Here is a 26,629-nt window from a genome sequence, read left to right as displayed (position 1 = left end):
TCGCCGGAACTCTCAGTAAAGCATTATCAACCCCGCCTAGCGGCGCGGGGGAGACTATATGGATACCGAAAAGAGAACACAGCATTTAACCGAGCGTCTTACGTACATCAAAGACGTTTTCGGTAATAAGCAGCAGGAAAATATCCGTCTGCTTGAGTCAAAACTTGAAGAATTCATTCAGCGCGAGAACGGCTTGTCTACTGAAGACAAGTTCGCAGCACTCGCGACGCTTGAAGATCTTTTTGGTTTTGTCGAACGCAATCTTGAAAACGAACTTACCGCGATGGACAAGGTACGCATTGTACGACATTCCCAGCGTATTTGTCTTCGTGATATTTTAGAAAACGTATACGATAACTACACCGAAATCGGTGGTAAAGACGAAAACAGCATTGACCCGTCAATGTTGATTGCTCGTGCGTACATTACTCGTCGCAGCGGCAAGCGTGTTTACCATCAGCCGGTTATGGTTATCGGTCAGGAAAAAGGGCACGGCGAAGAGTTTCGTAACGGTGGCTCTGTAAAACCTTGGGGTAACGCAAAAGCGTTGCACTACATGAAGGTTGCAGAAACCGAGAACATTCCTGTGCATACTTTTGTCTTCACTCCGGGTTCTTTCCCTGTTGAAGAAGCACCTGGCGCAGCACAGCAGATTGCAAAAAACCTGTATGAAATGGCAGCACTCAGTGTACCAGTTGTAGCAGTCTTCTCCGAAGGCGGCTCCGGTGGTGCAGAAGCTATCGGTCTTGCTGATAGCCGCTTGATGCTCTCACACGGGTACTACTCTGTTATTTCCCCTGAAGGTGCGGCAGCTATTGAAGGCCGTCTTCGTGACGGGAACCGTGCTGGACCGGAACTTGTTGAAAAATGCGCACATCAGCTTAAAATTACTGCTGATGATAACGTGCGCATGGGATACATTGATCATAAAATTCAGGAACCGGCACTTGGTGCTCGTCCTTACCATTACGATTTCTTCCGTACTTTGCGTCAGGAAGTTATCCGCGCAACTGACGAAGTTGTTCTGAACGTAAAAGGATTTTCTCCTTTCCGTGCTATGGCACTGCGTCGTCGTAAAGGTAAATCCATTGAAGATCTTGATCTTGAAAACATCCATGTACGCTGGAGCTTGAGCAGAAAGGCTCGCAATCGTCTTATCGCCAAGCGCCATGCTAAGTTTAATAAACTCTCCAAGTCTGCATTCATCGACCGTCGCCCGATTCATCGTCGCGTGGCAGCATGGTTCGTAGAAAAAGGTTGGGATACATATTCCTACTTTAAGTACGATCTGTGGCGTTCACATCAGAAAAAACTGATGTACGCAGTGGAAGAAGTGGACGCGGAAGCCCGTGTTCTGATGGACAAAGTGAAAGGCCCTTGGAAAAAGCTTACTAAAGCTATTCCTGCCAGCAGCTCCAAAGCCGACAAAGAGAAAGAGCTTACTATGCTTTCTCAGTGGGACGAGGAAGATCAGGGCAAAGGCCAGTGGAGCTATATTTCTCCACGTGCTAAAGATGACCGTGCTATTACATGTCCAAACTCAGACACTCATGGTTGTCAGGACCTTTGGGCTCCTGATCTCTTTGGTGAGTATGCTGGTGTTTGTAACAGCTGTGGCCACCACTTCCCTATGGAATACCAGTGGTACATGCATAACATCTTTGATCCGGGTTCCATCTTTGAGTTTAACACAGAAGTTGAATCTGCTAACCCGCTCGGCTTTGAAGGTTTTGACCTTAAGCTTGAGCAGGCTAAGAATAAGACTGGTCTTAAATCTTCCTGCACCACCTTTGAGGCTCGCATTAACAACGTAAAAGTTGTTGTTGCTACCCTTATCGCACCGTTCCGCGGTGGTACTGTTGGTGCTGCAGAAGGTGAAAAGTTCATTCAGGCTGCCGAACGTGCGAAGAAAAAACGCTTCCCGTTCATCAGTTATGTTCATGGCACTGCAGGCATTCGTATTCAGGAAGGTGTTAACGGCGTAATTCAGATGCCTCGTTGTACAATGGCTGTTCGCCGTTACATCGACGCTGGTGGTCTGTACCTCGTTCTGTACGATACCAACTCATACGCAGGCCCGCTTGCAAGTTTCCTTGGTTGTTCTCCTTACCAGTTCGCAATCCGTTCTTCTAACATCGGTTTTGCGGGTCCTGGTGTAATTAAAGAAACAACCGGTATGGATATTCCGCCAGATTACCATCGTGCCCAGAAGGCTCTCAGCCGTGGTCACATTCAGGGTATCTGGGACCGTCGTGATGCGCGACACAATTTATCTCAGGCGCTTATGACTATGGGTGGCCGTAACCTTTACTACAGATAGTGGAGGCTTTATATGCTCGACATTTCCAAACTTCTTGAAGAGATTAAAGCTTCTCCGTACGAAGAGCTGGTTATTACCGCTCCTCATACCGGCGTAGTATCCTTTGGTTCTATCAAAGAGGGTGACCGCGTAATTGGTGCAACAGGTACTTGGAACGAAATTCCCGGTACTGCACTTGCAACCTTGCAGCGCGAGCGCAACGACAAAGTAATCCGTGCAACCCAGAAAGGTGTTGTTGAAAAAATCTACACTGAGCTTGAAGGCACATTTGTAGAAGCAGGCACTGAACTTGTGCGTCTGCGTCACTTCCTCTCTAAAGATGAAGTTCTCAGCATTATTCTTAAAAAAGCATTATACTTGTTTGAAGCTCCTGAGCGTGCGAAGTACTACTTTGCACCAGAAGTTGATAGCAAGATTAAAAGTTCCGGTTCCCAGAGTGTCACTGTGCACGATGGTATGGAACTGTTCATTATGTCCCGTATGAAACGAGAAGCACCGCTTAACTATTCTGGACCGGACGGCGCAATTTACTCCGTTTACTTCCAGCATAATGAAAACGTTGATGCAGGTGCAGCTCTTATTGGTGTTTGTCCTCCGGATCAGCTCGCTCTTATTGAAGACGTGGTTGTCCGTGTGCAGACCGAATGGGTTGAACAGGAGTAAGCATGGGTAAAGTTCTGCAGGTTCGCGTTTGGGCGTCTACGTACTCTGAAGAAGAAGTTCAGCAGGAATGGCCTCGTTTATTCGAGTTGGCTTTTCCTAAAGAGCAGCAACGCTATATGGCAAAAAGCGGTGTGGTCGAAATGATCGAAACACTGGTGGATGCATGTCGCTTTGCAGATTGGTCTGATGAGTTGAAGGCGTATGCCAAAGAACCGCTTGATGCGATCTTTTTACTCCGTCAGGAGCTTGAAGTGGCATTGAGTGAGTGGAATCCTCAGAAAGCTAACCAGCTTACAGATAAAATAGAAGATGCATTATCAGACCTTGAAAAAGATTTACCGAACGAGTAAGAATCGTGGATAAAGTTAATTTTAAGGAGCCCAATAATGCTGAATAAAGTGATGATCATCGGTCGTCTTGGTGCAGACCCTGAGTTGCGTTACGCGGCTAATGGTACGCCTATCGCTAACTTCAATGTAGCGACAGACGAATCCTACACTGACCGTGAAGGCAACAAGCAGGAGCGCACTGAATGGCACCGCGTGGTTGTCTTCCAGCGTGTGGCTGAAAACTGCGCTAACTACCTTGGCAAAGGAAGCCTTGTGTATGTTGAGGGCGGACTTCAGACTCGCCAGTGGCAGGATCAGCAGGGTCAGACCCGTTATACTACGGAAATTAAAGCACAGCGAGTGCAGTTCCTCGATCGCAAGGGTGATTCCATGCAGCAGGGCGGCGGCGAACGTCGTTCCTACCAGCAGAATAACGCTCCGCGTCCGCAGCAGAACAACAATAATTTCCAGCCGCAGCAACAACAGCAGCAGTATGATTCCGGTAATGAAGACCTTGGTCCGGCATTCCCATCCGAAGCAAGTGGAATGGACGACGTACCTTTCTAGGTCGCCGCTGTTCCATCTATATATTTACCCGAAGGCGTTTTTCGCCTTCGGGTTTTTTTGTATAGTACGAAGATACAAAAAGGATAATCATGTTTGATAGAGCGTTGCTTTTTGACTGGGGTGGAACACTGATGCAGAGCATGCCAGTCTACCTTGGTGAGAAGAAAGGTTGGTCGAAAGTACCCGCTGTGGACGGGGCTGTTGAGGCCGTTAAACACGCAAGCAAAAGCTGGCGTGTAGCGTTGGCTACAAATGCTTCTGAATCCAGCGATGATGCGATGCTTACAGCATTTGAGCCACTGGGAATAAGTGATTGTTTTTCAGCGATCTACAGTTATGGCAGAGCAGGTCGCCCAAAACCGTGGGCAGAATTTTGGAAATACGCTTTAAGAGATTTACAGCTTCCGGCAGAGCGGGTTGTGATGATAGGTGACAATTACATGGATGACATTTGGGGCGCAACAGAAGTGGGGATGAACGGCATATGGTTCAACCTGCATAGTGATGAGCGAAAAGAAAAAGCTCGTATGCGCACTATTCATTCATACGTAGAGTTGGATGATGCTCTGGCCTCGTTGGGATTCTAATTGAGGCTGGAAAGATGCTGAAGAGATTTTCATGATGAGTTGTCATAAAAAAAGCCAAAGGACCACTTCCTTTGGCTTTCTCATTGGGAGGTTAAACTATTCGACCAAGAGAATGGATCAAGTTTTTCCTTAGCGCTCTGTGGCGCCATATTTCACGCTCGTCACTTGTGACGAGATCGCTACGAAGTAATTCACGCAGTTCGTTCTTTTGTGCCTGCGTAAGATGAAGCATTCGTATGTCGCCTAAGAGTTCCAATGGGTCGGCGTACTGCGCAGGGGCAGGTTGCACGGTGGAATCATGGTACAAAAACACGATATTTGCTTTTGGGGCTTCTGCAAACTGTGTTAAAAAGGCTAACATAAACAATCTCCTTATCCGGAATCCGGAAAGCTATTAGCTGTATTTTTGACCGGGCGCGCAATCGCTATAAATCCGCCCGAAGTAATAAAAAAAGCCTCTCAAAAATGAGAGGCTGAACGTGTACAAACAGCCTCATGGTTTCCGCAGTGTGCGGTTGGCTTAGCACCTTGCACTATGTAGTAGTACAGGTTGCCGGACAGTCGATGGGCCAAATCCCTCGTGTCCTCTGCATGAGTATGAGCTTAGTATGATCCAACTTTTAATAAAGTCAAGCAGTAAATGTGCGAAAAGTGATATTGCTGTTATTATGGATAGTTATATGCTATATGTGGGGACTATAACAAGAAAAACAGATTGTTGTTTTTTATATTATTAACACAATTGTACGTTTCGATAAAATGCCGGAGAAACCATAAGTGGCGTTTCAGACTTCGATAAGGTAGGTAACGTTAATTGTTTATGAGCAGATAGTATTCGCAATATGGCATACTATTTATGGGTTTTTATGTAAGGAGCGAACGCACATATGGCGTTTTTAACAGACAGACAGCACATGGGCGTTGCGGCAGTTATTATGGCTGTCAGCATCTTCCTGTCGCGATTTATGGGGCTTATTCGTGATAAAGTTATTTCTTTTTATTACGGTGCATCCATAGAGTCTGATATTTATTTTGCCTCATTTGTTATTCCGGATTTTCTTAATTACCTGCTCGCGGGCGGGTATTTTTCCATTACACTTATCCCGCTACTTGCTGAATATTTTAACAATAGCGAAGAAGATGGCTGGAAGTTTTTTTCCTCTGTGCTGTTCTGGGTGTGTGTCGTAATTACGGCCGGAACATGCGTGGCATGGGTCGGGGCACCGTATTTAGCCAAGATTGCCGCACCGGGGTTTGATGCCCCTTCAATTGCGCGTCTTACCTATTTCCTGCGTATTATCTTACCGGCGCAGATCTTTTTTTTACTTGGATCATGTTTTTCCGGTGTGCTGTATATGCGTAAGCAATTTGTGGTTCCGGCGCTTGTTCCCCTTGTGTACAACGCGAGCATCATTATTGGCGGCCTTTTCATGATCGATTACGGCATGGAAGGTTTCTGCTGGGGTGTGCTCTTCGGTGCAGCAACAGGTAGCTTTATGTTGCCATATTTAGCTGTCCGCAACGGAGGATTTCAGTGGCATTTTACCCTGCGTCATCCGGGACTGAAAAAGTTCGTGTTACTTGCGTTGCCACTTATGATTGGACAATCTGTTGTGGTTCTTGATGAGCAGTTTGTCCGGATCTTCGGTTCACTCACTGGTGACGGTGCTGTGAGCCTGCTGAACTATTCCCGACGAATTATGCTCGTGCCGGTAGGCGTTGTTGCGCAAGCCGCAGGTGTTGCCTCATATCCGTTTCTTGCGGCATTAGTGGCCAAGGGGGATACAGAGGCGTTCAACACCACACTAAGCAGAGCATTACGTAATACGATGCTCTTTATTGTGCCTCTTTCGTTTTGGATGATCAGCGCCGCAGAACCAACGCTTCGTCTTATCTTCCAGCAGGGAAGTTTTGGTGTAGAGCAAACTCTTGGCGCAACACCGCTTCTGCAAATTATGCTTGCTTCCGTGGCCTTCTGGGGAGTGCAGCAAATGATAGGACGTGCTTTCTACGCCCATAAAGATACCATTACACCCGCGGTTGTGGGGACTGTTATTTCTCTTCTTGCTATTCCTGTGTACTGGTACCTTGGAAAAACAATTGGCGTAATGGGAGTTGCAATGGCAGGCACCATGTCTGTCGTACTCTATACTTTGGCTCTTTCAGCCGTCTGGACGCGTAGATTTGGTGGCGATGCCTTTAAGGGCGTGGTGCGCATGTTTTTGCTTTCAGCAGTGCTGTGTGTGCCTGCAATGGCGGCATCAGTTTATGTTGTACAGCAGATTCCTCTCTTGTTGGAAGGAAGGCCGTTAACGGGAGCATTTGTGTCATTGGCCGTAAGCGGAACCCTTTTCTGTGTATTGTACATGTGCACAGCAATGTTGCTTGCACCTAAAGCGATTGAGCCGATTGTGACCTTTGTTCGCAAGCGCATATTGCGACGTGCATAGGGTTCCAAATCATCAAGGCTCTATGCCTCTTGATTAGTTATGGGGCATCATGTGGTATTGTCTCCTAATAATCAGCTGACTAAAGTTCTAAACCTCAAAAATCCCTTCGTATTAACGAAGGGATTTTTTTTATGCTCTTTGTAGCAATGCGCGAGATGACAATTTCTTAATGATACTCCACAAATAACATGTAAGCCGAGTTAGGTGTGTTTAACTATTACTAAGAACGTAGATGGTTATGCCATGTACTATTTTTTATGAGCAGTTACGGACAGGCAGCCGCACTTGGATAGCAAGGCTGTGTGCAGGGTGGGCGTGCTAGGTACAAATGCTTTTGGGGTTGAACAGGGGGAGTTCTAAGGTCATCGTGCAAGGAATTTGATGGCTGCGAATAGAGGTGCAAATGGAATCGTTGTCCGCATTAAAACATAAATTTGAAGCATGGGGCGAGGGATCTTTGTCGCATGATTTTCAGTTGCGTGTCATTGATGCCATTAAGCCTGCGCTCTCCATGAGTATTGTTGTTGCGTTGGCATTTTATCTCGATTTCAAGCAACCGTACTGGGCAGCATTCGCTGTACTTATGATGAGCTTTTCAACAACGGGGCAGGCCTTCCGGCGTGCTCTTGTGGGTATTCCCGGTACTCTCATCGGTGGGACGGTCGCATTAACTATTTTTTCTATTTTTCCTCAACAACCAATATTTTTGTTCCCGATACTGATTACTTACTGCGGTATTTGCATGTACTTTTTGCAGGCGTGTAAGGTTAACGGCTATTTTTTCTTCACCATCTCCTTTGTATGTCTTGTGGTTATTACGACTGCAATTCCTGAAAGTGACAAAGTTTTTGTCTATGCTTTGGCGAGGCTTGAAGAAACTTGTCTGGGGATGACTGTGTATGCATCTGTTGCATTGCTGTTATGGCGCCGCAGTGCATGGCCTATTCTTCAAGAGAAAGTCGGGATAATGACCAGCCTCCATGCTGAATTGTTTAAAGCGCAGATGAGAAGAGTACAGACTAAAAGTAAAAAAGAGGTGTTTGCTTTACAGAGAAAGGCATTTCGAGCTTTAGATAACATTGAAGAACTTATCGGGTTTGCGATTGCAGATTCCTATAACGTCTGGGAAAATCGCGATGATTGGCACTCCTTTATTGTTCATTCCCGTGAGCTTGTTCGGGCACAGTTGCGATGGGGGTGGGTTCTTCCTGAATTGCGTAAGGACTATATGCAGGCATCGTTACCTGACTTGAGTTCAAAAGTGGGGCAGATGGAGACAAGGCTCGTTGCGATGAAGCAAGGATCACACGCAGAGCATTTACGGAATTTTCCTAAGGCCATCTCCTTAAAGCGTAATGAATCTGCCTTTCAGGAGCTTCCGCATTATTTGCAAGCTCAGGTGTTAGTTGTTCAGGATGCGTTTAATGAGATGGGAAATCTGGTTCACGCGATAATGCACTATCACTGTTTTTTTCATGACAATTCGTTGGAACAACCCAAGCCGTTTGTATTTAAAGGTGTGTGGGAATTTCCTTTGAATTATGAATACTTAACATATGCATTCCAAAGTGTTGTGCTTTTTTCTGTGATCGTAATTATTTGGTTTTTTTTATATCCGCCGGGGTTGGATAACGCGCAATTTCTGATGCTTGGCGGGGCGTTTTCGCTTATCTCAGTATTTGTGAAGACACATGCTCCTTTGCGGGATGGAATCTATTATGTTTCAGCCGCAATTATTGCCATTGTGGTGTATGTGCTGACACTTCAGCATATGACAACATATTACGAGTTAGGAACGCTCATTTTTTGCGTAACTTTTGTAGTCTATTTTACGTGTATAAAAGCGAATCAGGCATTGTTTAAGTTGGCGATGATGCTTGCATGGCTTTCGCTTCCAAGATTTTCTAATGTGCAGCAGTATGATTTTACGTCGATTCTCAATAGCGGGATGGCAATGGGGGTTGCCGGTATTCTTGTGAGCGTTGGTTTGTATATTACGTCATATCCGATTCCGGAGCGGCGTTTCATGCGGGTGAGAAGACGTTTTTTTTCAAGTGCAAGCTACTTGTTAGAAATAATGCCAAGAGCGGTTTTGGGTGAGATTACTTTTCTTGAACGTATGCGGTTAAAAGCATGTTTGCAGAACTTTGTTCGTATTCCGCAAACCATGTTGAGTATCGCTGAGCTGATGGATGAAAAGCGTATAGGTATTTCACGAAAGCAAATAGGCGAGGTGATTTTTTCCTTTGAGTTGTTAGGTGAAGCACTTTTTTCTTTATACCTGACCCACAAAAAAGAACGGGATTTTCCGATACCGGGCGAGTTGTCGGCTATGTTGAATGATTGGCGTCACGTTAAGGTTGCTACATTTGAATTGTTGGAACACAAAGTTGTTTCACCGAATTTTGATCCGGACAAGATTCAAAAAAGTGTTCGTCGTCGATTGCTGGGACTGGAGCACGCAATAGAGCGTTTAAATAAGCAGGCAGATATGGAAGGACAGGCTGTTAGTCAGCAGGGGAATGAATTTCTTTACCTGTTACTTGGGCGTAACCGCGGGTTGTCAAATGCGATGATCGAATACATGACTGCCTCAAAAACTATTGATTGGAACAAATGGGTACAGCCACGTTTTTAGGAGGATCTATGCCACATGAATTATCCTTTCTAGGGATCTATTTTTCACCGTTACTGGCAAATTTTATTTTAGGAGTAACGTGTGCTTTGGGTACGGCATTTGTTTTGAACTATTTTCGGATTTCTCAGTACGTTGGCTATCCGCCACTTGTCTTTATTTCACTGGTAGTGCTCTACACATGTTTGTTGGGTAAATATGTAATTCCTGCATAACAGAGGGTTATGAGTATGAGGCGTCTTTTTCAATGGTTTCTCACATGCGCTTTTGTAGCAACAGCAATTGTTGTTCTTTTGGTGCGTTATGAGGACTTTTTGATTAAGCCGTGGACGCGTGATGGGCAGGTGCAGGCAGACATCATTACCATCGCTTCACGTGTGACTGGGCCTATCGTTTATGTAGGCTTTAGGGATAATCAATATGTGAAAAAAGGTGAGCTGTTATTCACTGTAGATAAAAGTACATTTATTGCGGAGGTAAATCAGGCTAAGGCGCAGCTGAAAGTCGATGAAGCGAATGCTGCAGAAGCATTGGATGTACTTATGCGTTCCCGTAAGCTTGTGGAGGAAGATGTAGATGCAATCGCCCGTCAGGCCCTTGTTCAGTATGAATATGCCTGGCAGGCAGCAGATGCAAAAGTTAACGAATCAAAAGCATTGTTAGAAACAGCGGAATTGAATTTGAACTTCACGGACGTATATGCACCCGTGTCCGGATATATAACGAACTATAGTTTATACAAAGGCACAATGTCTGTGGCAGATGTTCCTTTAGTTTCTATTGTCGATGCCTCTACATATTGGATCTATGCGTATTTCAGGGAGACCGAGATTCGAAATATTCGCAAGGGGGACAAGGCAGAGGTTACACTTATGGGCTATCCAGAAACGCCTATTCTGGGAGTGGTTCAAAGTTTGGGGTGGGGCATATACCAATCAAACAGTAGCCTAGGGCAAAATCTACTACCGGAAGTTAATGCAACCTTTGAGTGGATTCGTCTTGCTCAGCGTATTCCGATCAGAATTTACCTAACCCATATCCCGCCTAATGTTCGACTCCGTGTGGGGACAACAGCATCTATTTTGATCGACACTGACGCACGCGGTGAGGTGTATAGAGAAGATGGTGAGGTTCGCCAAAGTGTCAGACAAAAAAAGACCGGCTATTAAACCGGTCTTTATGTGTGATTGTATTTCTGTGGAAAAAGGGATCTCCAGCAGTATTTGCTTTTATTGAACATGCCGTAGTAGGCATCTGTTCGTGTAACTTGGCTATTGTTCAAGTCCGCCTTCAGGCTCAGCGAAGAATGTTTCGGTGAGGTCTGTTTCTTCTGTTTCAATCGTTGTTAATTTTTCATCAAGCCATTGGCGTAACGCCTGTGCGGTTTGGTAATTCATGACAATGCGTGAATGAACATCTCGTACAAGAGTCTTTTCATCTGTCTGAACGATGAGTTCCGGCCCTAATGTTCCGTCTGGATTTATGTTCCGCTCGGAGAATGAAGGGAGCTTGTCAGATTCGGTATAGAAATTCATTTCTATTTCGCCCTGCGAGTTCACTCCGCCCCATACACCATGCGTGTATTGTTGTTTAATGCCTTCGCGGATGTCATATTCGAAGCGAATTTTTGATGGAAGTTTAAAATTGCGGGGCATTGTATTCTCCTGCACGTGATTGTTTTTTATTGCAGCTACCTTTGGTAACTACGCGAGAAATAGCATGTTAAGATGTTAAGTAATATACACAGGTGTATCATTGTTAGCAAAGGCTTCTCCGGGCTGCGGGACTTGACTGAATTGCTGTTATACAGCACAGTCACGGCTTACGAAATCAACCATCTCGGGAGAGGATCATGGCTGAATATACAAGCGAAAATCTTGAAGCAAAACCGTATTTTGATATTGAATTATTGTTGAAGTTGAGTCAGGAGACTCGTGTAGACGGTGAGCTGATGGATAAGATGTCTGCTTTATGGGAAAAGTGGCTTAACCACCTTACCGTAAAGAAAATTAAAGTAGGAAAAATCCAGTACCTCGCCATCTGGCTTGATGAGGAAGTGGAAAAAGATACTGACGACGCATGGGATGACTCACCATCTGATGCGTTTATGATTACCAACCTTGCGCAGGCGTTTGTGATGGGTAGCATCCACTCCATTCTTCCAGACGTTGAAAATGCGGGTTGTGCTCCGGCACCAAGACCGACTGACGGCCTTGTGGACGCTATGGAAGATATCGGTTGTCCTTACAACGACAACGCTTCCGCACTTTCACGCCGTTACGCAGTACTTACTTTTTACCCATTCAAGGGTGCATGTGACATTTGTTACCTGCAGCCGGACTGTCCTAAAGGGAACGGGCAAGATCAGGGAAGCGGTAGTCTTACCATTCCTGGTTTCGAATCCGACTCCAAGTAACAGTACGAAGTTTTATGAATTTGAATTAACCCGTAGTTGCACATGTGACTGCGGGTTTTTTCGTATCCACTCAAGCAATTGCGCAGCTGTTATAGATGAATCATCCAGATACGCTGTGGAAATTGATTCAGGCACTTCCTCAACAATACGTTCCAGCTTTCCAGCAGGAATAGTGATGCCTTTTTTCAGTATCTGTAATCCCTTATCTTCCATAATAGCGTTGAACAGTAAGAGCGTTACGGTGCCTTCTGTTATATCTTGAACTGGTTCTGTGTTCTGATACGTAATGCCGCTGCGCATTCCGGAAATTGGGCTGTTGCGAACCATTGTCATCCCTGCAACGCCCGGTGCAACAGCACCAAGCGCAATACGTGCATCAGCAGGAACACTCGCTGTGTCCAGATCATCCACCGGTTTGCCATTAATGAAAATGGTTTTAACCTGTGCGTCAATGTACTCCGCATCAAACTCAAGGCGCTGCGTCAAAAAGTTCATCATGCTATCGCCAATATCCGCAGGCACCTCTGAAGGTGACTGCGTAAGATATTTCCAAGTGGCGTGCGCCTGAGGTGTATTTTCAATTGTAAGATTCAGTTGCGTCATTGTTGCACCTTTGCGCAGTATTGCCCGATGTTAATGGCGGGAATTTTCAGATAATACGTGGTGATATTCTTCACCGTAAATTTTCAGCATAACCATTACAAAACTCAGGATAAGCGGGCCGTACAGAATGCCGAGCATGCCGAAAGCTTTTAATCCGCCAAGGATGGACAGGAAGATGAAAAACACGGACACACCGGCGCTTTCACGCATGAAGTATGGACGTAAAAAACTGTCGATTGCTGCAACGGGAATTGCGCCCCAAAGCACCATGAATAATGCCTGCTGCCAGCCGGAAGTGATGAGCAGGTAGATGCTTGCCGGAATCCAGACAATACCAGTACCGGCAATAGGGATCAGTGAGCAAAAACTCATCACAGTTCCCCAGAAAAGAGGGGTAATGCCGACAAAGGCAAGTCCGATGCCGCCAACAATACCTTGAATGATTGCTACGAGCAGACCACCAACCAGTACGGAGCGGGAAGTGGAGCGTAATGTGTTAATCAACGCATCTTCTTGAGACTCACGCATCGGCCATAAATATTTGAGTCCTGCAATCATTCTGCTGCCGTCTTTGAGTAAGAAGAAGACGATCAACAGCATGAGAAGGAACTTTGCAACAAAGTTTAAGGTATCACCCAGAGCTGATGTGCCGAAGGATACAAGATACTGACCGACAGTCTTGGAGATGGTTGCAAGATACGACTTTATTGCAGTTTCATTTATATCAAAAAATGGCAGTTGTTCATGAAACCACTGTAGTGCCGGATTGTGTTGAATGTCAGAAAGGAATGAGTCTGACTGTGATTGCTGGAGCCATGTTGTGATTGCATGTACACTATCAACAGCCTGAGGAATGAGGCTGGCAATGAAGAAGCTCATTGGTACTGCTATGCATAGAACAAGGAGAAGCATGGCAATGGTGGATGCCCACATTTCACGGCCATTCACTAAGTTAAGAATGCGCTTGTAGATTGGATAACAGCAGGCTGCGACGACAATAGATAAAATTATTGTGTGTAAAAAAGGCGCAGCAATGAGGTATGCCAGATACAAGGAGAACATGAGTAAGAGAATGGTGAAGTAGCGGAACAAGTTGTTGCGCGGAAATTTAAGGATAGGCCCTATGTGATCGGGCTTGCAGGGAGTGATATTTTTTTTTGTTTCTTCAGTCATAATCAGAGGATTTATCCATATATAGGTTCATACGCAAAAGCAGGATACCTGTGCGTTTTTCAAGTCAGGTTGTGGGATATAGTAGCCGTAATATAGAGTAACCGCCAATGAAAAATGATGGGTTATACTTTGGTACAGGTAACTTATTACAAGATTAGTTTTCGTCCAGAGCGGGAAGTGGGGTGAGCTGCTGACGATACTCGCTGTAGTCTCCCCATGTTCTGTCTTCCAGCTCCTCAATAGCTCCCACATTTTTTTGAAAGAGGGCGATTGCTATGCGGTCAATAATGCGAATCTGCATACGTGCATCATCGATATGAATGGCAGGGGGAAGGTCACCGGACATCATGAGGGTTTCCATATTGAAGCGTTGGAGTTTTATTGTGAACTCGTTTGCATCAAAAATGGCTTTGTAGAGACGACGTCTGCGTTTTCCGAGATGTTCCATAAGTAAAGTGTTCGTATGATCCTGACTCGTGGAAAGTGACGTCAGAACGCCAACCCATGTGGTGAGCATCGAATGGAACAGTGGATCATGCGGCAGGGTTGCCATGAAAAATTGTAAGAGTGCGGAATGCAGGAATGGCGAGTTCGGTATGTTTGCAGTGCGTAAGTAGCTACGTGTTTCTATAGATACTGACTCAGCACTGTCAGGCATAGACTCCATAAGGAAGGATACAGTCGTATCTTCAAGGTGTAGGCGTGTAATAAAATCGTTCCACATCCATTCCGGTATAGGGAATGTGCATGAGTGCTCTGCTTCGTGAAGAACCATGCAAGGCCTGTCTGCAATAAGGCGGGAAACAAGCCGGGCTACATCTGCACTGGAAAGTGGCGTTGTAAGGACAGGTTCCAGTGCATGGAGGAGCTTTTTATCCGGAAAAATTATATATTCGAAAAAAGGCTCAACATCCGGATTGTCGCACTCGGTAACTAGTGGTTCAAGTTCAGAAAGAGTGCAGACGCCAAGGACTACTTCAGCATATTCCTTGACGTCTGCTGTGAATTTCTGCCCATTCTCCAGCCAGTGACTGAGTATGGAGTAGATCGTTTCGATAGTGGTTTGCATGGAATGCAATCTAGTTCCTAGAAACTAATCGTTCTGCTTTTTTACATCATCCCAGAGCGCATCTTTTTCTTCAAAAGAGAGGTCTGAAAAAACTAAGCCTCGTTCGTGGGCGAGAGCTTCCATTTTTTCGAATCGATCAAGGAATTTTAAGTTGGTTCTATCAAGGGCGGTGTTTGCTTTAATGCCTTTACGTCTGCCAAGCTCTACCAGTGTAAAGAGCACATCGCCGAATTCAGCTTCAATAGCTTCGGTGTCACCGGACTCAATAGCCGCAGCAAATTCTTTCCATTCGGACTCATACTGTTTTTCTACGTCGGTGTACTCATTCCAAGTAAATCCAACGCGAGCAGCTTTAGAGTTTAAACGGTAAGCTTTGAGCAGGGAAGGAAGTCCTTTAGGAAGGCTGTCAAAGGTGCCTTTTGGCTTGTCTTCGTCGCTTCCTTTCTTTTCTGCGCGTTTAATCTTCTCCCAGTTAGCCCAAATCTCTTCAACGTTCTGTACGTCCATTTCACCGAACACGTGCGGGTGGCGGCGAATCATTTTGGCTGCGTTTTCCTGCATGGAGTCTGCAAGGGTGAAGCCTTCTTTTTCATACATATTACTGATGAAGAGCACGAGGAACATGACATCGCCCATTTCTTCGCGTACATCTACATTCTTACCGCTGCGAATGGCATCTACCAGTTCGTAGGTTTCTTCCAGCAGGTAGTCGCACAAAGTCTGCGGGGTCTGTTCTTTGTCCCAAGGACATCCGTTTTCACCGAGGAGCTCGTCAATAACGTTCCGCAGGGCAAGCAGGGATTCAGTAGTACTTTTATTCATTGTTTTGCTCATCGTTTTCTTTGGTTACGGTATGGTTTTTACAGTAAATACACACAAAAAAGCCCTTGTCTAGGCAAGGGCAGTTAATCGTAAAGTTGTGTTTATAACGTAGCGGGAATAAACTGCCGTAGCATATCTGTTACTAAACTTAGATGGGGTACGATAATAGAGGTCTGTACGACCTGTGCATTAGGGAAGAAATGTAAGGTGAACGCAAGGATAATGCAGCAAAGCAGCAGCCCCTTAGCACCACCGAGTACACCACCAAAAGAGTAATCAAGCCATGCGGCACCGGCAGCGCCGATGATTTTACGGAGTATGCCCGCAACAATGGCAACAGCAAGCAGCACACCAATAAATATGAGAGCATACGCTGCTACACCGACCCATTGATGGTCAATAAAAGATTCAAGATGGATCGCAAGCTGTTCGTAATAATTGTTGGCTAGAATAAAACCGCCAACAACGCCGCCAATGGACGTAGCTTCCAGAATTAAACCGCGAAAAAATCCGCGGACACAGAAAAATCCAGTAATTACGATAAATATGAGATCAAGATAGTTCATGCAGTGCCTACAAAAAGTAAATCGGTTTTGAATCTCCGTATGTCGTAGCACAAAAAAAAACGTTGGAAAAGACAGCTATTTACACAATTGCAATTGCGTTTGGCGGTAACTATGGGTACTTATTGTCGAAATGGTTTTGTACGACTTTGTTATTTGCGTGTTGCTATTAGGGGATAATAAAAGACCATGACGATTTCTAGCCTTGAAATAGGGCAGACTCTCTCTGGTGATGTGCATATTGCCAATGGGAGAAGGCTGTTTTCATCTGGACATGTTATTACAGAGCAAACTTTACGTGTGCTCAAAATTTGGGGTGTCAGAGAGCTGCCATTTGAAGAGCTTTCTGATGAAGATTTTGCAGACATACTTTCTAATGAAGAATGCACCGTTCTGGCTGACAGGTCAGCAGTCGGTATACAAACATTGTATGGTGATATCGACACTGAAGCATTTCCGGTTTCTTGTTTAATAAAAGACTCAATTAGATTGGCAAACAGTTGTGGAAAGAATTGTGACGGTTTTTTTGCATATCTGTTTCCATCTTCTGCGGATAAATTACAGGCGTTTAGCAGCAGTGACCGTATATCGCATGTTGGTGTAAACGATGTTTTTTCAGGATATGACGACTTTCCTGAAGACTTTTTCACATTTACGAATATGCTAAATGATGTCTATGTAACATCTGAGGCTGTAGTCTCTGCAATAGACAAAAATGATAAAGTAAAGTGTAAATTGCTTAAGATATGTGATGCTTTGATTCATGTATCAAATTGCGAAATTAAATCGATTTATAGTTGTACTGCTTTTTTGGGAAACAGGACTGTATTGTATTTAGCAATTATGCTAGTATACATACATCATGTGCAAGAGTCTTATAACTCAAAAGTGATAATGCACCATGGTAGAGTAGGCATTACAACAGGAATTGCCGCACGCTACATTGCTGCTGCTGTAGGCGTATATGGAAGAGAATGTTTTTTCTCTAATGGATTGTTACGAGATATAGGTTGTATATTCTACAGCCGTGGCTTTACATCCACGTATGAGAAAGTGCGTGATCAAGTGCTGTGCAGTGGAGCAGAACTGTGTGCAGTAGAAGAACTGTATATGGGAATGAACCATGCAGAACTTGGTGGCCATATTTTAAAACGACTTGGTTTTCCTGCTTCTATGGAAAAAAGTGTGCGGGAACACCATACTCCATTCAGTGAAGTGAATACTAAAGAATACGCTGTAATGCATGTTGCAGAAGTTATCGCAAAGGCGCTTACATTTGATCCCGTTTACGATGTTCCTCTACCGTCTGTAGATTCAGATGCGTGGAAAATGTTGAATATGACGGAAGCGACTCTTTCTGAACTTGTGAATGTTATTTATCTGAAGTCTAAAGAAATTATACGGTTGGCATATGGAGAATAAAACAGCACCTTCCGGTGTCGAGTATCTTGAAGATCGAGTCGCGCGGCTGGAAGATCAGGCGCGATTTACTTTGGATGCGCTGGAGTTAGCTGCGTCACTAGGTGATTTCCAAGTGAGTATCAGTTCGCTGCATGAACCCACACTGTTGTTACATGAAGTGGTATCGCGCGCAGCAACTATTACACCTTTTACTGTCTCTGCTGTTTATCTGGTTGATGAGGGCACGTCTGACTTTTATTTGGCCTATTCAGACCAGCAGGACTGGAAAGAAAAAATTGAGGCTGCTACCAATTCATTTATTGATAGCGGTATGTTTTCTTTTGCCCTTAAAGAGGGACGTCCGGTTGTTGTACATGCTGCGGATTTAGAGCGCAGAGTACTGCTTCATGTTCTGGAAACATCTTCCCGTGTGCGGGGAATGTTTGTTGGGATTTTTCCTGAAGGGGCAAAAAACCTTACAGCTATTGAAATGGCATTACTTTCTATAGTCTGTAAAAACTGTGCATCTGCTGTTGAGGTCTTTGAACTTTACAAATGTTTTAGAAGCGGCGGCGAAGATGTCGTTGCTTTCTCAGACTCTCTTCCGGCAGGGGTGCTTGATATAGACGAATGCGGACGCATTCTTTTTGCAAATAAAATTGCTGGAAAGTTACTGGGTAGTGTTGCTACGCCGGAAAAAAGTCATTTCATAGATTTTCTAATCCCCGAAGAGCGGGATCGAATAGCGTCGCTACTTATCAGTTGCTTCGCTTTTGGTGTGCCTGTTTTGGAATATCAAACAGAAGCACTCGCCAAGCCTCAAAGCACCATGCGCACCCAGACAGTACTTGAAACTGTTGACGGTCAGAAGGTTGTAAGTCTTCACATTACCCCGTTACAGCGAAACGGCAGTATTGTGTTACGAGGAGTATTGGCACCAGCAGACGAAATGCATACGGGGTCAGAACTGGTAGAGGGGATGTAGTACCTGAAGGGATAGGCACCATGTCTGTGCCCTTGATGGGAACCTCTATCTTGTATTCCTCTTTCTTTTTTCTTATTGTTTACACTTGATGTGCAAATAAAGGGACACAGTATGCAGATAGAAATTAAATGTTTCGCCACACTTTCTGATTTTACACCGGAAGGAAATACTCTGGCTGTTGACGATGGGACAACCATCCAGCAGGTTATAGATACTCTCGGTATTACTGTAGAAGATGTGAAGATTATGTTCATTAACGGAAAACACGAATCACTTGAAAGCGTGTTGAAGGAAGGAGATCGACTTGGTCTTTTCCCTGCCGTCGGTGGCGGTTAATAGTTTTGTTTATGACAAGAAAATGCCCTCAATTACGTATGTAGTTGAGGGCATTTTTATTTACCATTCTTCAGAACCGGCGTTTTTTAGATCAACGGCGATACAGCGAAGCAGACCATAGTCATATTTTCCCTGCAAGGCGGTATGCGCCCCTTTAATGCCGGTTCCGGTACCGATAGCCGCAGCTACCTCTGACCGGATAGATTCAATCTCTTCTGCCGCAAGTTGCGCTGTGACTGCTGCCAGTGCAATTTCGCCCAACTCAACTGCCCGTGCAATATGTCCGTAGACAGTTCCTTCAACAAGACTGCGCTCGGCAGCAACTTGGTGGACATCTCCAAACTGTTTGAACAGATCAATCGATTTTTGCACGGTGTCGGTAATAGTCTTTCCGGCATCCTTTTTTTTCTGCTTTGCAGCAGCTCGCTGCGGCAGTGGTGGAAGCGCCTCCGGTCTACCGTATTCTGCTTCAAAGTTGATGAGTACGGTCAACATAAGGTCACCGTACATGGCAAGCTTTGTTTGACCGATACCGTGGATGTTGCAGAGGTCGTCTTTTTGCGTCGGACGGTATGCTACAAGCTCAATAAGGGTCTTATCCGGCAGCACAGAGTATGGCGGGATGTTTTGTTCACGAGAGACCCGTGTACGTTCCATTTTGAGCAAGTCCAAGAGTTGGTTTGCATCAGGGAGACGCAAGGCATCCTGCATAGCTGCGTCTGTCTCTTTTTTGTCCACGTGCTTTACGGCTGTGGCGGAAAGAGATTCGCGGCGTAGCGAAATTGTTTTCTCACTACGTAAAATTTGCCAGCTGGCTTCATTCAGTCTCAGGCTACCGTTTTCCGGATCAGATTCAAGCATCTGAGAGGCTACAAGCTGCCTGAAAACACCTTTCCATGTTTCTTTACCAAGCTCTTTACCACAGGCGAATGTCTTAATGTGATTGTGCTCGTGCTCGGTAACACGTTTGGTAAGGTTACCGATTAAAATATCTGTCAGGTGTGTTGCACCAAACCGTTGACCGGTTCTATAGACGCAGGACAATGCCTTTTGTGCTGCGATTGTGCCGTCCCAAGTTTCAACCGGATACAGGCAGGTATCACAGTTACCGCATTTTTCTTCGCGGTGTTCTCCGAAGTAGGAAAGGATAACGTTGCGGCGGCATTCGGTGGTTTCCACGAATCCGAGCAGAGAACTGAATTTGTGTTGCTCGATGATGGCGCGGTTAGGCGCAGAGCGTGAGATCATACGACGTGCAAGTACAATATCTTGCAGGTTGTATAGAAGCAGTGCGTCTGCCGGAAGGCCATCACGACCTGCACGACCAGTTTCCTGATGGTATGCTTCGAGGCTCTTAGGTAGTCCAAGATGCACTACGAAGCGTACGTTCGGTTTGTTGACCCCCATGCCGAATGCAATGGTTGCAACCATGATGACATTTTCTTCCATCATGAATTTAGACTGGTTGTGGTTACGCTGGATCGCACTCATGCCCGCGTGGTATGGCAGAGCATTAAATCCGGCATCAACGAGCTTGGAAGCGATATCTTCAACTTTTTTACGGGACTGGCAATATACAATGCCGGACTCATCTTTGTAGTTGGTGCGGATAAAGCCGAAAAGTTGGTCAAGTCCGCGCTCACGATTCTGGATAGAGTAGGTAATATTAGGACGGTCGAACCCTGTTGCAAAGGCAGGAGCTTGCTGAAGATGCAGCTGTTCTGCAATATCTTTACGGGTAGGGTCATCAGCCGTCGCCGTGAGGGCGATAAGCGGTACCTGCGGGAAGCGTTCGCGCAGAATAGAAAGACGTGTGTACTCCGGTCTGAAGTCGTGACCCCATTGGGAAACACAGTGGGCTTCATCAATCGTAAACAGTGCCGGTTTGATTGCATCCAGCAGTGCGAGGAAGACAGGGGTAACAAGACGTTCAGGAGCTACATATACCATGTCCAGCTCGCCGTTGCGCAGCTGTTGCTCCACCATGCTCTGTTCTTGCGGACTTTGGGTCGAGTTCAGAAAGGCCGCCCGTACACCCATTTGCACTAATTCGTTCACCTGATCCTGCATAAGAGCAATCAGTGGTGAAACGATAATGCCTGTACCGTTACGAACGATGGAAGGCAACTGATAGCAAAGTGACTTGCCGCTGCCTGTAGGCATAATGACAAGCGCATCGCCACCATCAATCATATGATTGATGATTTCTTCCTGCTTGCCTCTAAAATCTCGAAAGCCGTATGTAGTCCGAAGAATATCTAATGGAGTCTGGTTCATTGTTCCCTCTTGTGTGCGGGAAGATAGCGCAGGAACGTATGGTTAGCAAAGCTTTTGAGGAATGTTCGCAGTACCTCTGTAACGGGGTACAACCTCTATTGAAGACTACTTCTTTTTGCTGAGTGAGTCTGCCCACGGGTAGTTAAGAAACCAGCCCGTTTCACACATAAAGGAATGCTTCGGACAATCCTCAGGAGTCAGAAACTCAGGCTTTTTTGGAAGCTCTGCTTCTGTAATTATTTTCCCACGGCATCGACACCCCAGTGAGTACGGCGGGAGCATGGAAATAAGATCTGGATGTGACGCAGAAATAATTTTATCACTCAGGTTTTCGCATGTCATGCATGCTTCCTGATCTGTCGGGATATCGCCGATATGATCCACTGTAATCTGAACATACAGACTGTTGTCTTCAAGTACACGTCGCATGGTTTGCAGGTGGGCTGTTTTCCATGCCATGACATTATCCATAAAGGCATTAACATCTTCCGAGGATGCATCGTGTTCTTCCATAAGCAGCCAGATAACCTGACCTGAAAGGCGGGTGAAGAGGGGATGGAGATTGGAAAGTGTTGCATCGTCAGTTTGCATGAAGCATATCCTTTAATAAAATAGAGGCGGTGAATTGTTATTCACCGCCTCTATTAATTATGTGATCAGTGGACGTTTTGGCTATCAAAAGTAGCAAAGAGAGTCCAGCAAGATATCAAGGTAGCACTGACCTTTATGCAAATGTTACTGCATTATTTAGTGAAAGCTAACGGGATGATATCCTGAATGTGTGATGCTGTGTGTACTTCAATTTTTTTGAGTAAATCAGCTGGAACATCTTCAAGGTCTTTTTCATTCTGTTTAGGAATGCATACCTGTTCTAATCCGCGAGCAACACCGGCAAGAATTTTTTCTTTGATGCCGCCAACAGGCAGAACGCGTCCGCGTAATGTAATCTCACCAGTCATGCACAGGTTCTGATTCACAGGCTTGCCTGTAAGCGCAGAGATAAGTGCGATGAGAAGAGTTACACCGGCAGATGGACCATCTTTAGGAGTCGCACCGGCAGGAACGTGAATATGGATGTCATGCTTCTCAAGGAAGTCTGCATCAATAGTCAGTTCTGCTGCGTTTGCACGGGCGTAGCTGAGAGCTGCCTGAGCAGATTCTTTCATAACATCACCAAGCTGACCTGTAAGTGTCAGTTTGCCTTTACCCTTCATAAGGGTAACTTCGATGTTAAGAATTACGCCGCCGTATGGAGTCCATGCAAGACCTTGCGCAACACCCGGAATCATTACAGCATCTTTTTCTTCATCAATGAAGCGTGGGATACCGAGAAGTTTCTGAAGAGTTTTTGCTGTTACTTTGTATGGACCAGCGGTGCCTTCTGCTTTTTGACGTGCAAGCTTACGGCATACAGAGCCAATTTCGCGTTCAAGGTTACGCAGACCGGCTTCGCGTGTGTATTCCTGAACAATTTTGGACAGTACGTTGTCTGGAATAGAAACTTCATCTTTACCCAAGCCGTTTTCTTCTGCCTGACGAGGCAGCAGGTAACGACGTGCAATGCGAGTTTTTTCCTGCATGGTGTATCCAGGAATCTGGATAATTTCCATGCGGTCACGCAATGGGCCAGGGATTGTGTCCAACTGGTTTGCGGTGCAGATGAACATAACTTTAGACAGATCAAAAGGTACGTTTAAGTAGTGATCTGAGAAGTTGCTGTTCTGTTCCGGATCAAGCACTTCGAGTAAAGCAGAAGAAGGATCGCCTCTGAAGTCGGAGCCGAGTTTGTCGATTTCATCCAGCATGATAACAGGGTTACGTGTACCCATAAGTTTCATAGTCTGAATGATACGACCCGGCATGGCGCCAACGTAGGTGCGGCGATGGCCTCGAATTTCTGCTTCGTCACGCATACCGCCAAGGGAGATACGCTGGAATTTGCGGCCAAGAGAACGGGCAATGGAACGTCCGAGAGACGTTTTACCAACACCCGGAGGGCCCGCGAAACAAAGGATAGGTCCTTTGGATTTTGGATTGAGTTTACGGACGGAAAGGTATTCAAGAATACGGTCTTTAACTTTTTCCAATCCATAGTGATCTTCGTCGAGAATTTCCTGTGCTTTGAGGATATCAAGGCGATCACGAGACATTTTTTTCCAAGGCAGTTCAGAAAGCCACTCAAGGTAGCTGCGCACAACACTTGCTTCAGAAGATTCTGGATGCATAGCGGTAAGACGACGTAACTGCTTAGTTGCTTCTTTACGAACGTCTTTAGGAAGACCTGCTTTGTTCAGTGCTTCTGCAAGCTCTTCAGCTTCTTCTTCAGCGCTTTCACCTTCACCGAGTTCGGTGCGGATAGCTTTAAGCTGTTCACGCAGGTAATAGTCACGCTGTGCTTTATCCATGCCTTCACGAGCCATGGACTGAATGCGTGCCTGTACATTTGCCACTTCAGATTCTTTCTGGAGCTGCTGATTGACGCGTTCAAGGCGTTCAATAGGGTCGTTACATTCGAGAATTACTTGTGCGTCCGGCACTTTCAAGCGCAGATTTGCTGCAATCAAATCTGCAAGACGGCCGGGATCATGTACTGTGTTGAGAACAGACATAATTTCAGATGTTGCCACACCGCGCAGAGAAAGAATTTCTTCACTCTGTTCACGGACAGCACGCATCATTGCTTCTGTCTCAACGGAAACATCTTCAATTTCGATTTCTTCCAGACCGTTCACTTCAGCTACAAGATATGGATCTGTGCTGGTGAAACGTTCAATTTTTGCGCGGCTTACGCCCTGAACGAGAACCTTAAGGCGTCCGTCAGGCATTTTAAGCATACGCATGATCATTACAACTGTGCCTGTAGTGTGCAGGTCTTCAGGAGAAGGGTCTTCTGTCGCTTCATCCTTCTGTGTTGTAATCATCATGTAGCGGCTGCCGTTAAGAGCAGCGTCTACAGCCTGAATAGATTTTTCGCGCCCGACAAAGAGCGGAAGTATCATATAGTTGAAGACAACAATATCTCGAACGGGCAGTACTGGAAGTTCCGCTGGAAATTCCGGTAAGGTGCCGTCCATATCGTGCTCTAACGCTCCGGAAAGAACTTCTTCTTCAGTTATGATAGGTGTGTTGTTCATCATATCTTCGGTCATCGGTGCCCTCCAAGCTGGGCAAAAACGGTGTTATATTTTCTTCTGCCGTAGCCCTGGCAGTAAAATCCAATTAATGCATGGAAAACCCTGAGAGTGGTTCCCGTAAATTTGTATCACACGGTGTAACCGTGGCAACCTGACCTTTTATGGGGCCTTGCCAAAGTTCTTCTTCAAACTGTTGCAGGGTGGTAATGTCACCGTCTGCAACCAACTCAATACTCCCATCAGGAAGATTACGTACCCAGCCGCGCAGGCCTAACGAAAAAGCTGTGTGGTGTGTCCAATATCGGAAACCTACCCCTTGCACTTTCCCCGTTACTATATAGCGCTGTCTGGCCATGATACGCCTCCTTTGGAAGGTTTTACATGTGTCCCTCGTCTTTTAGGCTGTAGTACGTGTCCGCAGTAATAATGAGATGGTCGAGCAGTCTGATTCCTAATATGCGTCCAGCCTGAACAATATGCCGTGTTATTTCTATATCCGGAGAAGAAGGTGTCAGGTTTCCGCCCGGATGGTTGTGGACAATTACCAATGAACTGGCTTTGCGTTGCAATGCCTGCTCCATGAGTTCCCTTGGGTAGATCATGGTGGTGTTAACTGTCCCGGTTGAAATTCGTTCCCACGAGATAAGTCTGTTCTGGTTGTCTAAAAAGGCAGCCCAGAACTCTTCTTTTTCTTTTCGGCCTAATCTGATGCGCGCCATTTCTGCCACTTCGGCAGGGCTGGAAAGCTGTTTTTTTTCTGAAATACCAGATTCCATGTATCGGGAGAAAAGTTCCCGCAACAGTTTCCAATGGCTTACAAGAGATTCACCAAAGCCTTTAAGTTGACGCAGGTCTTCGTCCTGCGCATCAAGTACGCCTCGTAGGGTGCCAAAGCGGTTCAATAATTCTTTTGCAAGTGGCTTTGTATCAGAACGTAAAATTACCGTACCAAGTACAAGTTCAAGAATTTCGTAATCCGCTAGCGCCTGCTCGTCTTTGTTTAATTTTTCGCGCAGACGCTTTCTGTGTCCATGATAGTGAGCTTTTTCTGTCATAATAAACAGGAATTGCGCTGTGGCAAGCGGTAACAGGTGAATTTTAATTATATTTCAACAAAAAAGGGGCATCGAGACGAAAAAAAGAGATGAGAAACGAAGAAAAAATGCAAAAAAGCTATTTTTGCGGGGTGAAAAGTGCAAGAAGACCGGCAACTAATATTTCCATTGCCTGCTCTGGTTTGCGCTCTCCAGTCTTAATTCCCATTTCGGCTTCAAGTGCTAAGTCCCATATCTTTGAAAGACGTACAGGGCCAAGATTGGTGGCGAGACGCTTTTTCTGCTGAGCAACATTGGATGGTAACCGTACGTTTTCTCCTGCATACAGCTGCCAAAGTATACGTGCTTCACGCAGGAGCATCGCGAGGAATGAAAAGATCATAGCATCACCGGCCGCTTGGTTGGAGATAACTTTCTTCCATACTTTCTCAGGGGCGTTACCGGATTGCAATGCGTTAATGAACGCGAATATGTCCATATCAGCATCATGCGAAATATCTTTAATATGCTCGTCCGTGATGGTGCGGGAATCTCCGGCAGCCAACGCAAGCTTATCCAGCTCGTTCTTTGCCGCGGAAGCATCCTGCGGTAACACATGCGAAAGGGCATTCACGATTTTTGTTTCAATGAGTATTTCATTTTTCGCTGCCCATTGCTCAATAAAGCCGCGCATAGCGCGCTCTGTAAGCCCGGCAGACTGCCACACCCATGCTTTTGTTTCTGCAAGCTGCCAGCATGGAAGTTTTTTAACAGCGGCAGGAATTTTCGGCTTACCTCTGTCGTATGGTGCTTCCAGACAAATGATGACCCATGCCAGAGGATTAAATTGTCCTAAAGCGGTACTTAACTTGCGCCACGCATCAATAGGAAGGTTCTGTGCGTTGCGGATTATAAGTACCTTGGGTGATGCGAATAAACCTTGCAGTGTAAGATTTTCCCAGAAAACAGGCGGTAATCCTTCGTCACTCCAGTATACGTGTTTTGCCCACGCTCCTTCAGGAGCAGGGTTATCCTGCAACAGAGTGTCAATGTAGTTCTTCGTCAGCTGAATATCCGGGCAGACGCAAACGGAAAATCCGGGTCTTGGCATGGTTAGTCCTGTTTTCTCTTGTTCAAAAGGGACAGCAAGCACTAGTAGTAAGCTTTGCTTTGGATAAAAATGATATTTATGAGGTGACGTAGTGTTGCCAACATAAAAGGCTCGAAGTAATAACTCCGAGCCTCTTTATATACAATGGTATCGC

26 protein-coding genes and 1 riboswitch are annotated in these 26,629 nt (G+C 45.6%); of the genes, 13 read left to right on the top strand and 13 right to left on the bottom strand.

Annotated features, from left to right (window positions below):
• Positions 1-58 precede the first annotated feature (58 nt).
• From ACZ5V1_RS10180 to ACZ5V1_RS10160, 5 genes are all read left to right on the top strand, one after another.
• Positions 59-2,320: a carboxyl transferase domain-containing protein gene (locus ACZ5V1_RS10180; protein ID WP_464388746.1), complete on the top strand. Its 2,262-nt coding sequence runs from the start codon at positions 59-61 to the stop codon at positions 2,318-2,320.
• 12 nt (positions 2,321-2,332) lie between these two features.
• The gene (locus ACZ5V1_RS10175; protein ID WP_464388745.1) at positions 2,333-2,983 is read left to right on the top strand and encodes a biotin/lipoyl attachment domain-containing protein; all 651 of its coding nucleotides are present in this window, start codon (positions 2,333-2,335) and stop codon (positions 2,981-2,983) included.
• A 2-nt stretch (positions 2,984-2,985) separates the two neighbouring features.
• A complete protein-coding gene (locus ACZ5V1_RS10170; RefSeq protein ID WP_464388744.1) occupies positions 2,986-3,333 on the top strand; it encodes a hypothetical protein in 348 nt (115 codons plus the stop codon).
• Positions 3,334-3,369: 36 nt separating this feature from the next.
• The gene (locus tag ACZ5V1_RS10165; RefSeq protein ID WP_464388743.1) at positions 3,370-3,879 is read left to right on the top strand and encodes a single-stranded DNA-binding protein; all 510 of its coding nucleotides are present in this window, start codon (positions 3,370-3,372) and stop codon (positions 3,877-3,879) included.
• An 89-nt stretch (positions 3,880-3,968) separates the two neighbouring features.
• On the top strand, positions 3,969-4,466 hold the full coding sequence (locus ACZ5V1_RS10160) for an HAD family hydrolase (protein ID WP_464388742.1): 498 nt from the start codon (positions 3,969-3,971) through the stop codon (positions 4,464-4,466).
• Between the two features lie 91 nt (positions 4,467-4,557).
• Here ACZ5V1_RS10160 and ACZ5V1_RS10155 read toward each other — a convergent pair whose 3' ends face one another.
• Positions 4,558-4,827 carry a hypothetical protein gene (locus ACZ5V1_RS10155; RefSeq protein ID WP_160714594.1) on the bottom strand — a complete coding sequence of 90 codons (270 nt, stop codon included), beginning with the start codon at positions 4,825-4,827 and terminating at the stop codon, positions 4,558-4,560.
• A 129-nt stretch (positions 4,828-4,956) separates the two neighbouring features.
• Positions 4,957-5,064, bottom strand: a riboswitch (SAM riboswitch).
• Positions 5,065-5,353: 289 nt separating this feature from the next.
• Between ACZ5V1_RS10155 and murJ the strand changes: the two genes are divergently transcribed.
• The 4 genes from murJ to ACZ5V1_RS10135 all read left to right on the top strand — a co-directional run bounded on the left by murJ (position 5,354) and on the right by ACZ5V1_RS10135 (position 10,720).
• The gene (gene murJ / locus ACZ5V1_RS10150; protein WP_464388741.1) at positions 5,354-6,916 is read left to right on the top strand and encodes a murein biosynthesis integral membrane protein MurJ; all 1,563 of its coding nucleotides are present in this window, start codon (positions 5,354-5,356) and stop codon (positions 6,914-6,916) included.
• A 403-nt stretch (positions 6,917-7,319) separates the two neighbouring features.
• The gene (locus tag ACZ5V1_RS10145; protein WP_464388740.1) at positions 7,320-9,554 is read left to right on the top strand and encodes an FUSC family protein; all 2,235 of its coding nucleotides are present in this window, start codon (positions 7,320-7,322) and stop codon (positions 9,552-9,554) included.
• A gap of 8 nt (positions 9,555-9,562) precedes the next feature.
• Positions 9,563-9,766, top strand: a complete 204-nt coding sequence (locus tag ACZ5V1_RS10140) for a DUF1656 domain-containing protein (RefSeq protein ID WP_464388739.1) — start codon at positions 9,563-9,565, stop codon at positions 9,764-9,766.
• 15 nt (positions 9,767-9,781) lie between these two features.
• Complete coding sequence (locus ACZ5V1_RS10135; RefSeq protein WP_464388738.1) at positions 9,782-10,720, top strand: HlyD family secretion protein; 939 nt, start codon at positions 9,782-9,784, stop codon at positions 10,718-10,720.
• A gap of 102 nt (positions 10,721-10,822) precedes the next feature.
• Here the strand turns inward: ACZ5V1_RS10135 and ACZ5V1_RS10130 are convergent, their stop codons facing one another.
• Positions 10,823-11,206, bottom strand: a complete 384-nt coding sequence (locus ACZ5V1_RS10130; protein WP_464388737.1) for a hypothetical protein — start codon at positions 11,204-11,206, stop codon at positions 10,823-10,825.
• A 197-nt stretch (positions 11,207-11,403) separates the two neighbouring features.
• Between ACZ5V1_RS10130 and ACZ5V1_RS10125 the strand changes: the two genes are divergently transcribed.
• Positions 11,404-11,967 (top strand): hypothetical protein, encoded by a 564-nt coding sequence (locus tag ACZ5V1_RS10125; protein WP_464388736.1) that lies wholly within the window; start codon positions 11,404-11,406, stop codon positions 11,965-11,967.
• Between the two features lie 12 nt (positions 11,968-11,979).
• On the opposite strand, the gene ACZ5V1_RS10120 is transcribed toward ACZ5V1_RS10125, so the two are convergent.
• The 5 genes from ACZ5V1_RS10120 to ACZ5V1_RS10100 all read right to left on the bottom strand — a co-directional run bounded on the left by ACZ5V1_RS10120 (position 11,980) and on the right by ACZ5V1_RS10100 (position 16,200).
• Positions 11,980-12,570: an uL10 family ribosomal protein gene (locus tag ACZ5V1_RS10120; RefSeq protein WP_464388735.1), complete on the bottom strand. Its 591-nt coding sequence runs from the start codon at positions 12,568-12,570 to the stop codon at positions 11,980-11,982.
• A gap of 30 nt (positions 12,571-12,600) precedes the next feature.
• Entirely contained in the window at positions 12,601-13,743 is a 1,143-nt protein-coding gene (locus tag ACZ5V1_RS10115) for an AI-2E family transporter (RefSeq protein ID WP_464388734.1), read from the bottom strand.
• Positions 13,744-13,897: 154 nt separating this feature from the next.
• Positions 13,898-14,812 (bottom strand): hypothetical protein, encoded by a 915-nt coding sequence (locus tag ACZ5V1_RS10110; protein WP_464388733.1) that lies wholly within the window; start codon positions 14,810-14,812, stop codon positions 13,898-13,900.
• Positions 14,813-14,836: 24 nt separating this feature from the next.
• Positions 14,837-15,634, bottom strand: coding sequence for a nucleoside triphosphate pyrophosphohydrolase (gene mazG / locus ACZ5V1_RS10105; protein WP_464388732.1), 798 nt, complete (start codon positions 15,632-15,634; stop codon positions 14,837-14,839).
• Positions 15,635-15,735: 101 nt separating this feature from the next.
• Entirely contained in the window at positions 15,736-16,200 is a 465-nt protein-coding gene (locus tag ACZ5V1_RS10100; protein WP_464388731.1) for a CvpA family protein, read from the bottom strand.
• A gap of 186 nt (positions 16,201-16,386) precedes the next feature.
• Here ACZ5V1_RS10100 and ACZ5V1_RS10095 point away from each other — a divergent pair, with 186 nt between their 5' ends.
• The 3 genes from ACZ5V1_RS10095 to ACZ5V1_RS10085 all read left to right on the top strand — a co-directional run bounded on the left by ACZ5V1_RS10095 (position 16,387) and on the right by ACZ5V1_RS10085 (position 18,919).
• Positions 16,387-17,619 (top strand): HDOD domain-containing protein, encoded by a 1,233-nt coding sequence (locus ACZ5V1_RS10095; protein ID WP_464388730.1) that lies wholly within the window; start codon positions 16,387-16,389, stop codon positions 17,617-17,619.
• Entirely contained in the window at positions 17,609-18,583 is a 975-nt protein-coding gene (locus ACZ5V1_RS10090; RefSeq protein ID WP_464388729.1) for a GAF domain-containing protein, read from the top strand. The genes ACZ5V1_RS10095 and ACZ5V1_RS10090 overlap by 11 nt, the downstream gene beginning before the upstream one ends.
• A gap of 111 nt (positions 18,584-18,694) precedes the next feature.
• Complete coding sequence (locus ACZ5V1_RS10085; RefSeq protein ID WP_464388728.1) at positions 18,695-18,919, top strand: MoaD/ThiS family protein; 225 nt, start codon at positions 18,695-18,697, stop codon at positions 18,917-18,919.
• A 60-nt stretch (positions 18,920-18,979) separates the two neighbouring features.
• Here ACZ5V1_RS10085 and recQ read toward each other — a convergent pair whose 3' ends face one another.
• The 6 genes from recQ to holA form a co-directional block, all read right to left on the bottom strand.
• Positions 18,980-21,196, bottom strand: coding sequence for a DNA helicase RecQ (recQ, locus tag ACZ5V1_RS10080; protein WP_464388727.1), 2,217 nt, complete (start codon positions 21,194-21,196; stop codon positions 18,980-18,982).
• A gap of 105 nt (positions 21,197-21,301) precedes the next feature.
• Positions 21,302-21,787, bottom strand: a complete 486-nt coding sequence (locus ACZ5V1_RS10075; protein WP_464388726.1) for a hypothetical protein — start codon at positions 21,785-21,787, stop codon at positions 21,302-21,304.
• Positions 21,788-21,939: 152 nt separating this feature from the next.
• A complete protein-coding gene (gene lon, locus ACZ5V1_RS10070) occupies positions 21,940-24,345 on the bottom strand; it encodes an endopeptidase La (protein ID WP_464388725.1) in 2,406 nt (801 codons plus the stop codon).
• 70 nt (positions 24,346-24,415) lie between these two features.
• Entirely contained in the window at positions 24,416-24,685 is a 270-nt protein-coding gene (locus ACZ5V1_RS10065; protein ID WP_464388724.1) for an acylphosphatase, read from the bottom strand.
• A gap of 22 nt (positions 24,686-24,707) precedes the next feature.
• On the bottom strand, positions 24,708-25,385 hold the full coding sequence (radC, locus tag ACZ5V1_RS10060; RefSeq protein ID WP_464388723.1) for a RadC family protein: 678 nt from the start codon (positions 25,383-25,385) through the stop codon (positions 24,708-24,710).
• Positions 25,386-25,503: 118 nt separating this feature from the next.
• The gene (gene holA, locus ACZ5V1_RS10055; protein WP_464388722.1) at positions 25,504-26,475 is read right to left on the bottom strand and encodes a DNA polymerase III subunit delta; all 972 of its coding nucleotides are present in this window, start codon (positions 26,473-26,475) and stop codon (positions 25,504-25,506) included.
• Between the last annotated feature and the right edge of the window lie 154 nt (positions 26,476-26,629).

This window comes from Halodesulfovibrio oceani subsp. galateae (assembly GCF_055397225.1).
This window is presented reverse-complemented; position numbering and strand designations above follow the sequence as displayed.

Coding starts and splice junctions, on each gene's coding strand:
- ACZ5V1_RS10155 (WP_160714594.1), bottom strand. CDS start 4,827: ATGTTAGCCTTTTTAACACAGTTTGCAGAAGCCCCAAAAGCAAATATC.
- mazG (WP_464388732.1), bottom strand. CDS start 15,634: ATGAATAAAAGTACTACTGAATCCCTGCTTGCCCTGCGGAACGTTATT.
- ACZ5V1_RS10130 (WP_464388737.1), bottom strand. CDS start 11,206: ATGCCCCGCAATTTTAAACTTCCATCAAAAATTCGCTTCGAATATGAC.
- ACZ5V1_RS10165 (WP_464388743.1), top strand. CDS start 3,370: ATGCTGAATAAAGTGATGATCATCGGTCGTCTTGGTGCAGACCCTGAG.
- ACZ5V1_RS10180 (WP_464388746.1), top strand. CDS start 59: ATGGATACCGAAAAGAGAACACAGCATTTAACCGAGCGTCTTACGTAC.
- ACZ5V1_RS10120 (WP_464388735.1), bottom strand. CDS start 12,570: ATGACGCAACTGAATCTTACAATTGAAAATACACCTCAGGCGCACGCC.
- ACZ5V1_RS10065 (WP_464388724.1), bottom strand. CDS start 24,685: ATGGCCAGACAGCGCTATATAGTAACGGGGAAAGTGCAAGGGGTAGGT.
- ACZ5V1_RS10125 (WP_464388736.1), top strand. CDS start 11,404: ATGGCTGAATATACAAGCGAAAATCTTGAAGCAAAACCGTATTTTGAT.
- ACZ5V1_RS10095 (WP_464388730.1), top strand. CDS start 16,387: ATGACGATTTCTAGCCTTGAAATAGGGCAGACTCTCTCTGGTGATGTG.
- ACZ5V1_RS10135 (WP_464388738.1), top strand. CDS start 9,782: ATGAGGCGTCTTTTTCAATGGTTTCTCACATGCGCTTTTGTAGCAACA.
- ACZ5V1_RS10115 (WP_464388734.1), bottom strand. CDS start 13,743: ATGACTGAAGAAACAAAAAAAAATATCACTCCCTGCAAGCCCGATCAC.
- ACZ5V1_RS10145 (WP_464388740.1), top strand. CDS start 7,320: ATGGAATCGTTGTCCGCATTAAAACATAAATTTGAAGCATGGGGCGAG.
- ACZ5V1_RS10100 (WP_464388731.1), bottom strand. CDS start 16,200: ATGAACTATCTTGATCTCATATTTATCGTAATTACTGGATTTTTCTGT.
- ACZ5V1_RS10075 (WP_464388726.1), bottom strand. CDS start 21,787: ATGCAAACTGACGATGCAACACTTTCCAATCTCCATCCCCTCTTCACC.
- lon (WP_464388725.1), bottom strand. CDS start 24,345: ATGACCGAAGATATGATGAACAACACACCTATCATAACTGAAGAAGAA.
- recQ (WP_464388727.1), bottom strand. CDS start 21,196: ATGAACCAGACTCCATTAGATATTCTTCGGACTACATACGGCTTTCGA.
- radC (WP_464388723.1), bottom strand. CDS start 25,385: ATGACAGAAAAAGCTCACTATCATGGACACAGAAAGCGTCTGCGCGAA.
- holA (WP_464388722.1), bottom strand. CDS start 26,475: ATGCCAAGACCCGGATTTTCCGTTTGCGTCTGCCCGGATATTCAGCTG.
- ACZ5V1_RS10175 (WP_464388745.1), top strand. CDS start 2,333: ATGCTCGACATTTCCAAACTTCTTGAAGAGATTAAAGCTTCTCCGTAC.
- ACZ5V1_RS10110 (WP_464388733.1), bottom strand. CDS start 14,812: ATGCAAACCACTATCGAAACGATCTACTCCATACTCAGTCACTGGCTG.
- ACZ5V1_RS10160 (WP_464388742.1), top strand. CDS start 3,969: ATGTTTGATAGAGCGTTGCTTTTTGACTGGGGTGGAACACTGATGCAG.
- ACZ5V1_RS10090 (WP_464388729.1), top strand. CDS start 17,609: ATGGAGAATAAAACAGCACCTTCCGGTGTCGAGTATCTTGAAGATCGA.
- ACZ5V1_RS10170 (WP_464388744.1), top strand. CDS start 2,986: ATGGGTAAAGTTCTGCAGGTTCGCGTTTGGGCGTCTACGTACTCTGAA.
- ACZ5V1_RS10085 (WP_464388728.1), top strand. CDS start 18,695: ATGCAGATAGAAATTAAATGTTTCGCCACACTTTCTGATTTTACACCG.
- ACZ5V1_RS10140 (WP_464388739.1), top strand. CDS start 9,563: ATGCCACATGAATTATCCTTTCTAGGGATCTATTTTTCACCGTTACTG.
- murJ (WP_464388741.1), top strand. CDS start 5,354: ATGGCGTTTTTAACAGACAGACAGCACATGGGCGTTGCGGCAGTTATT.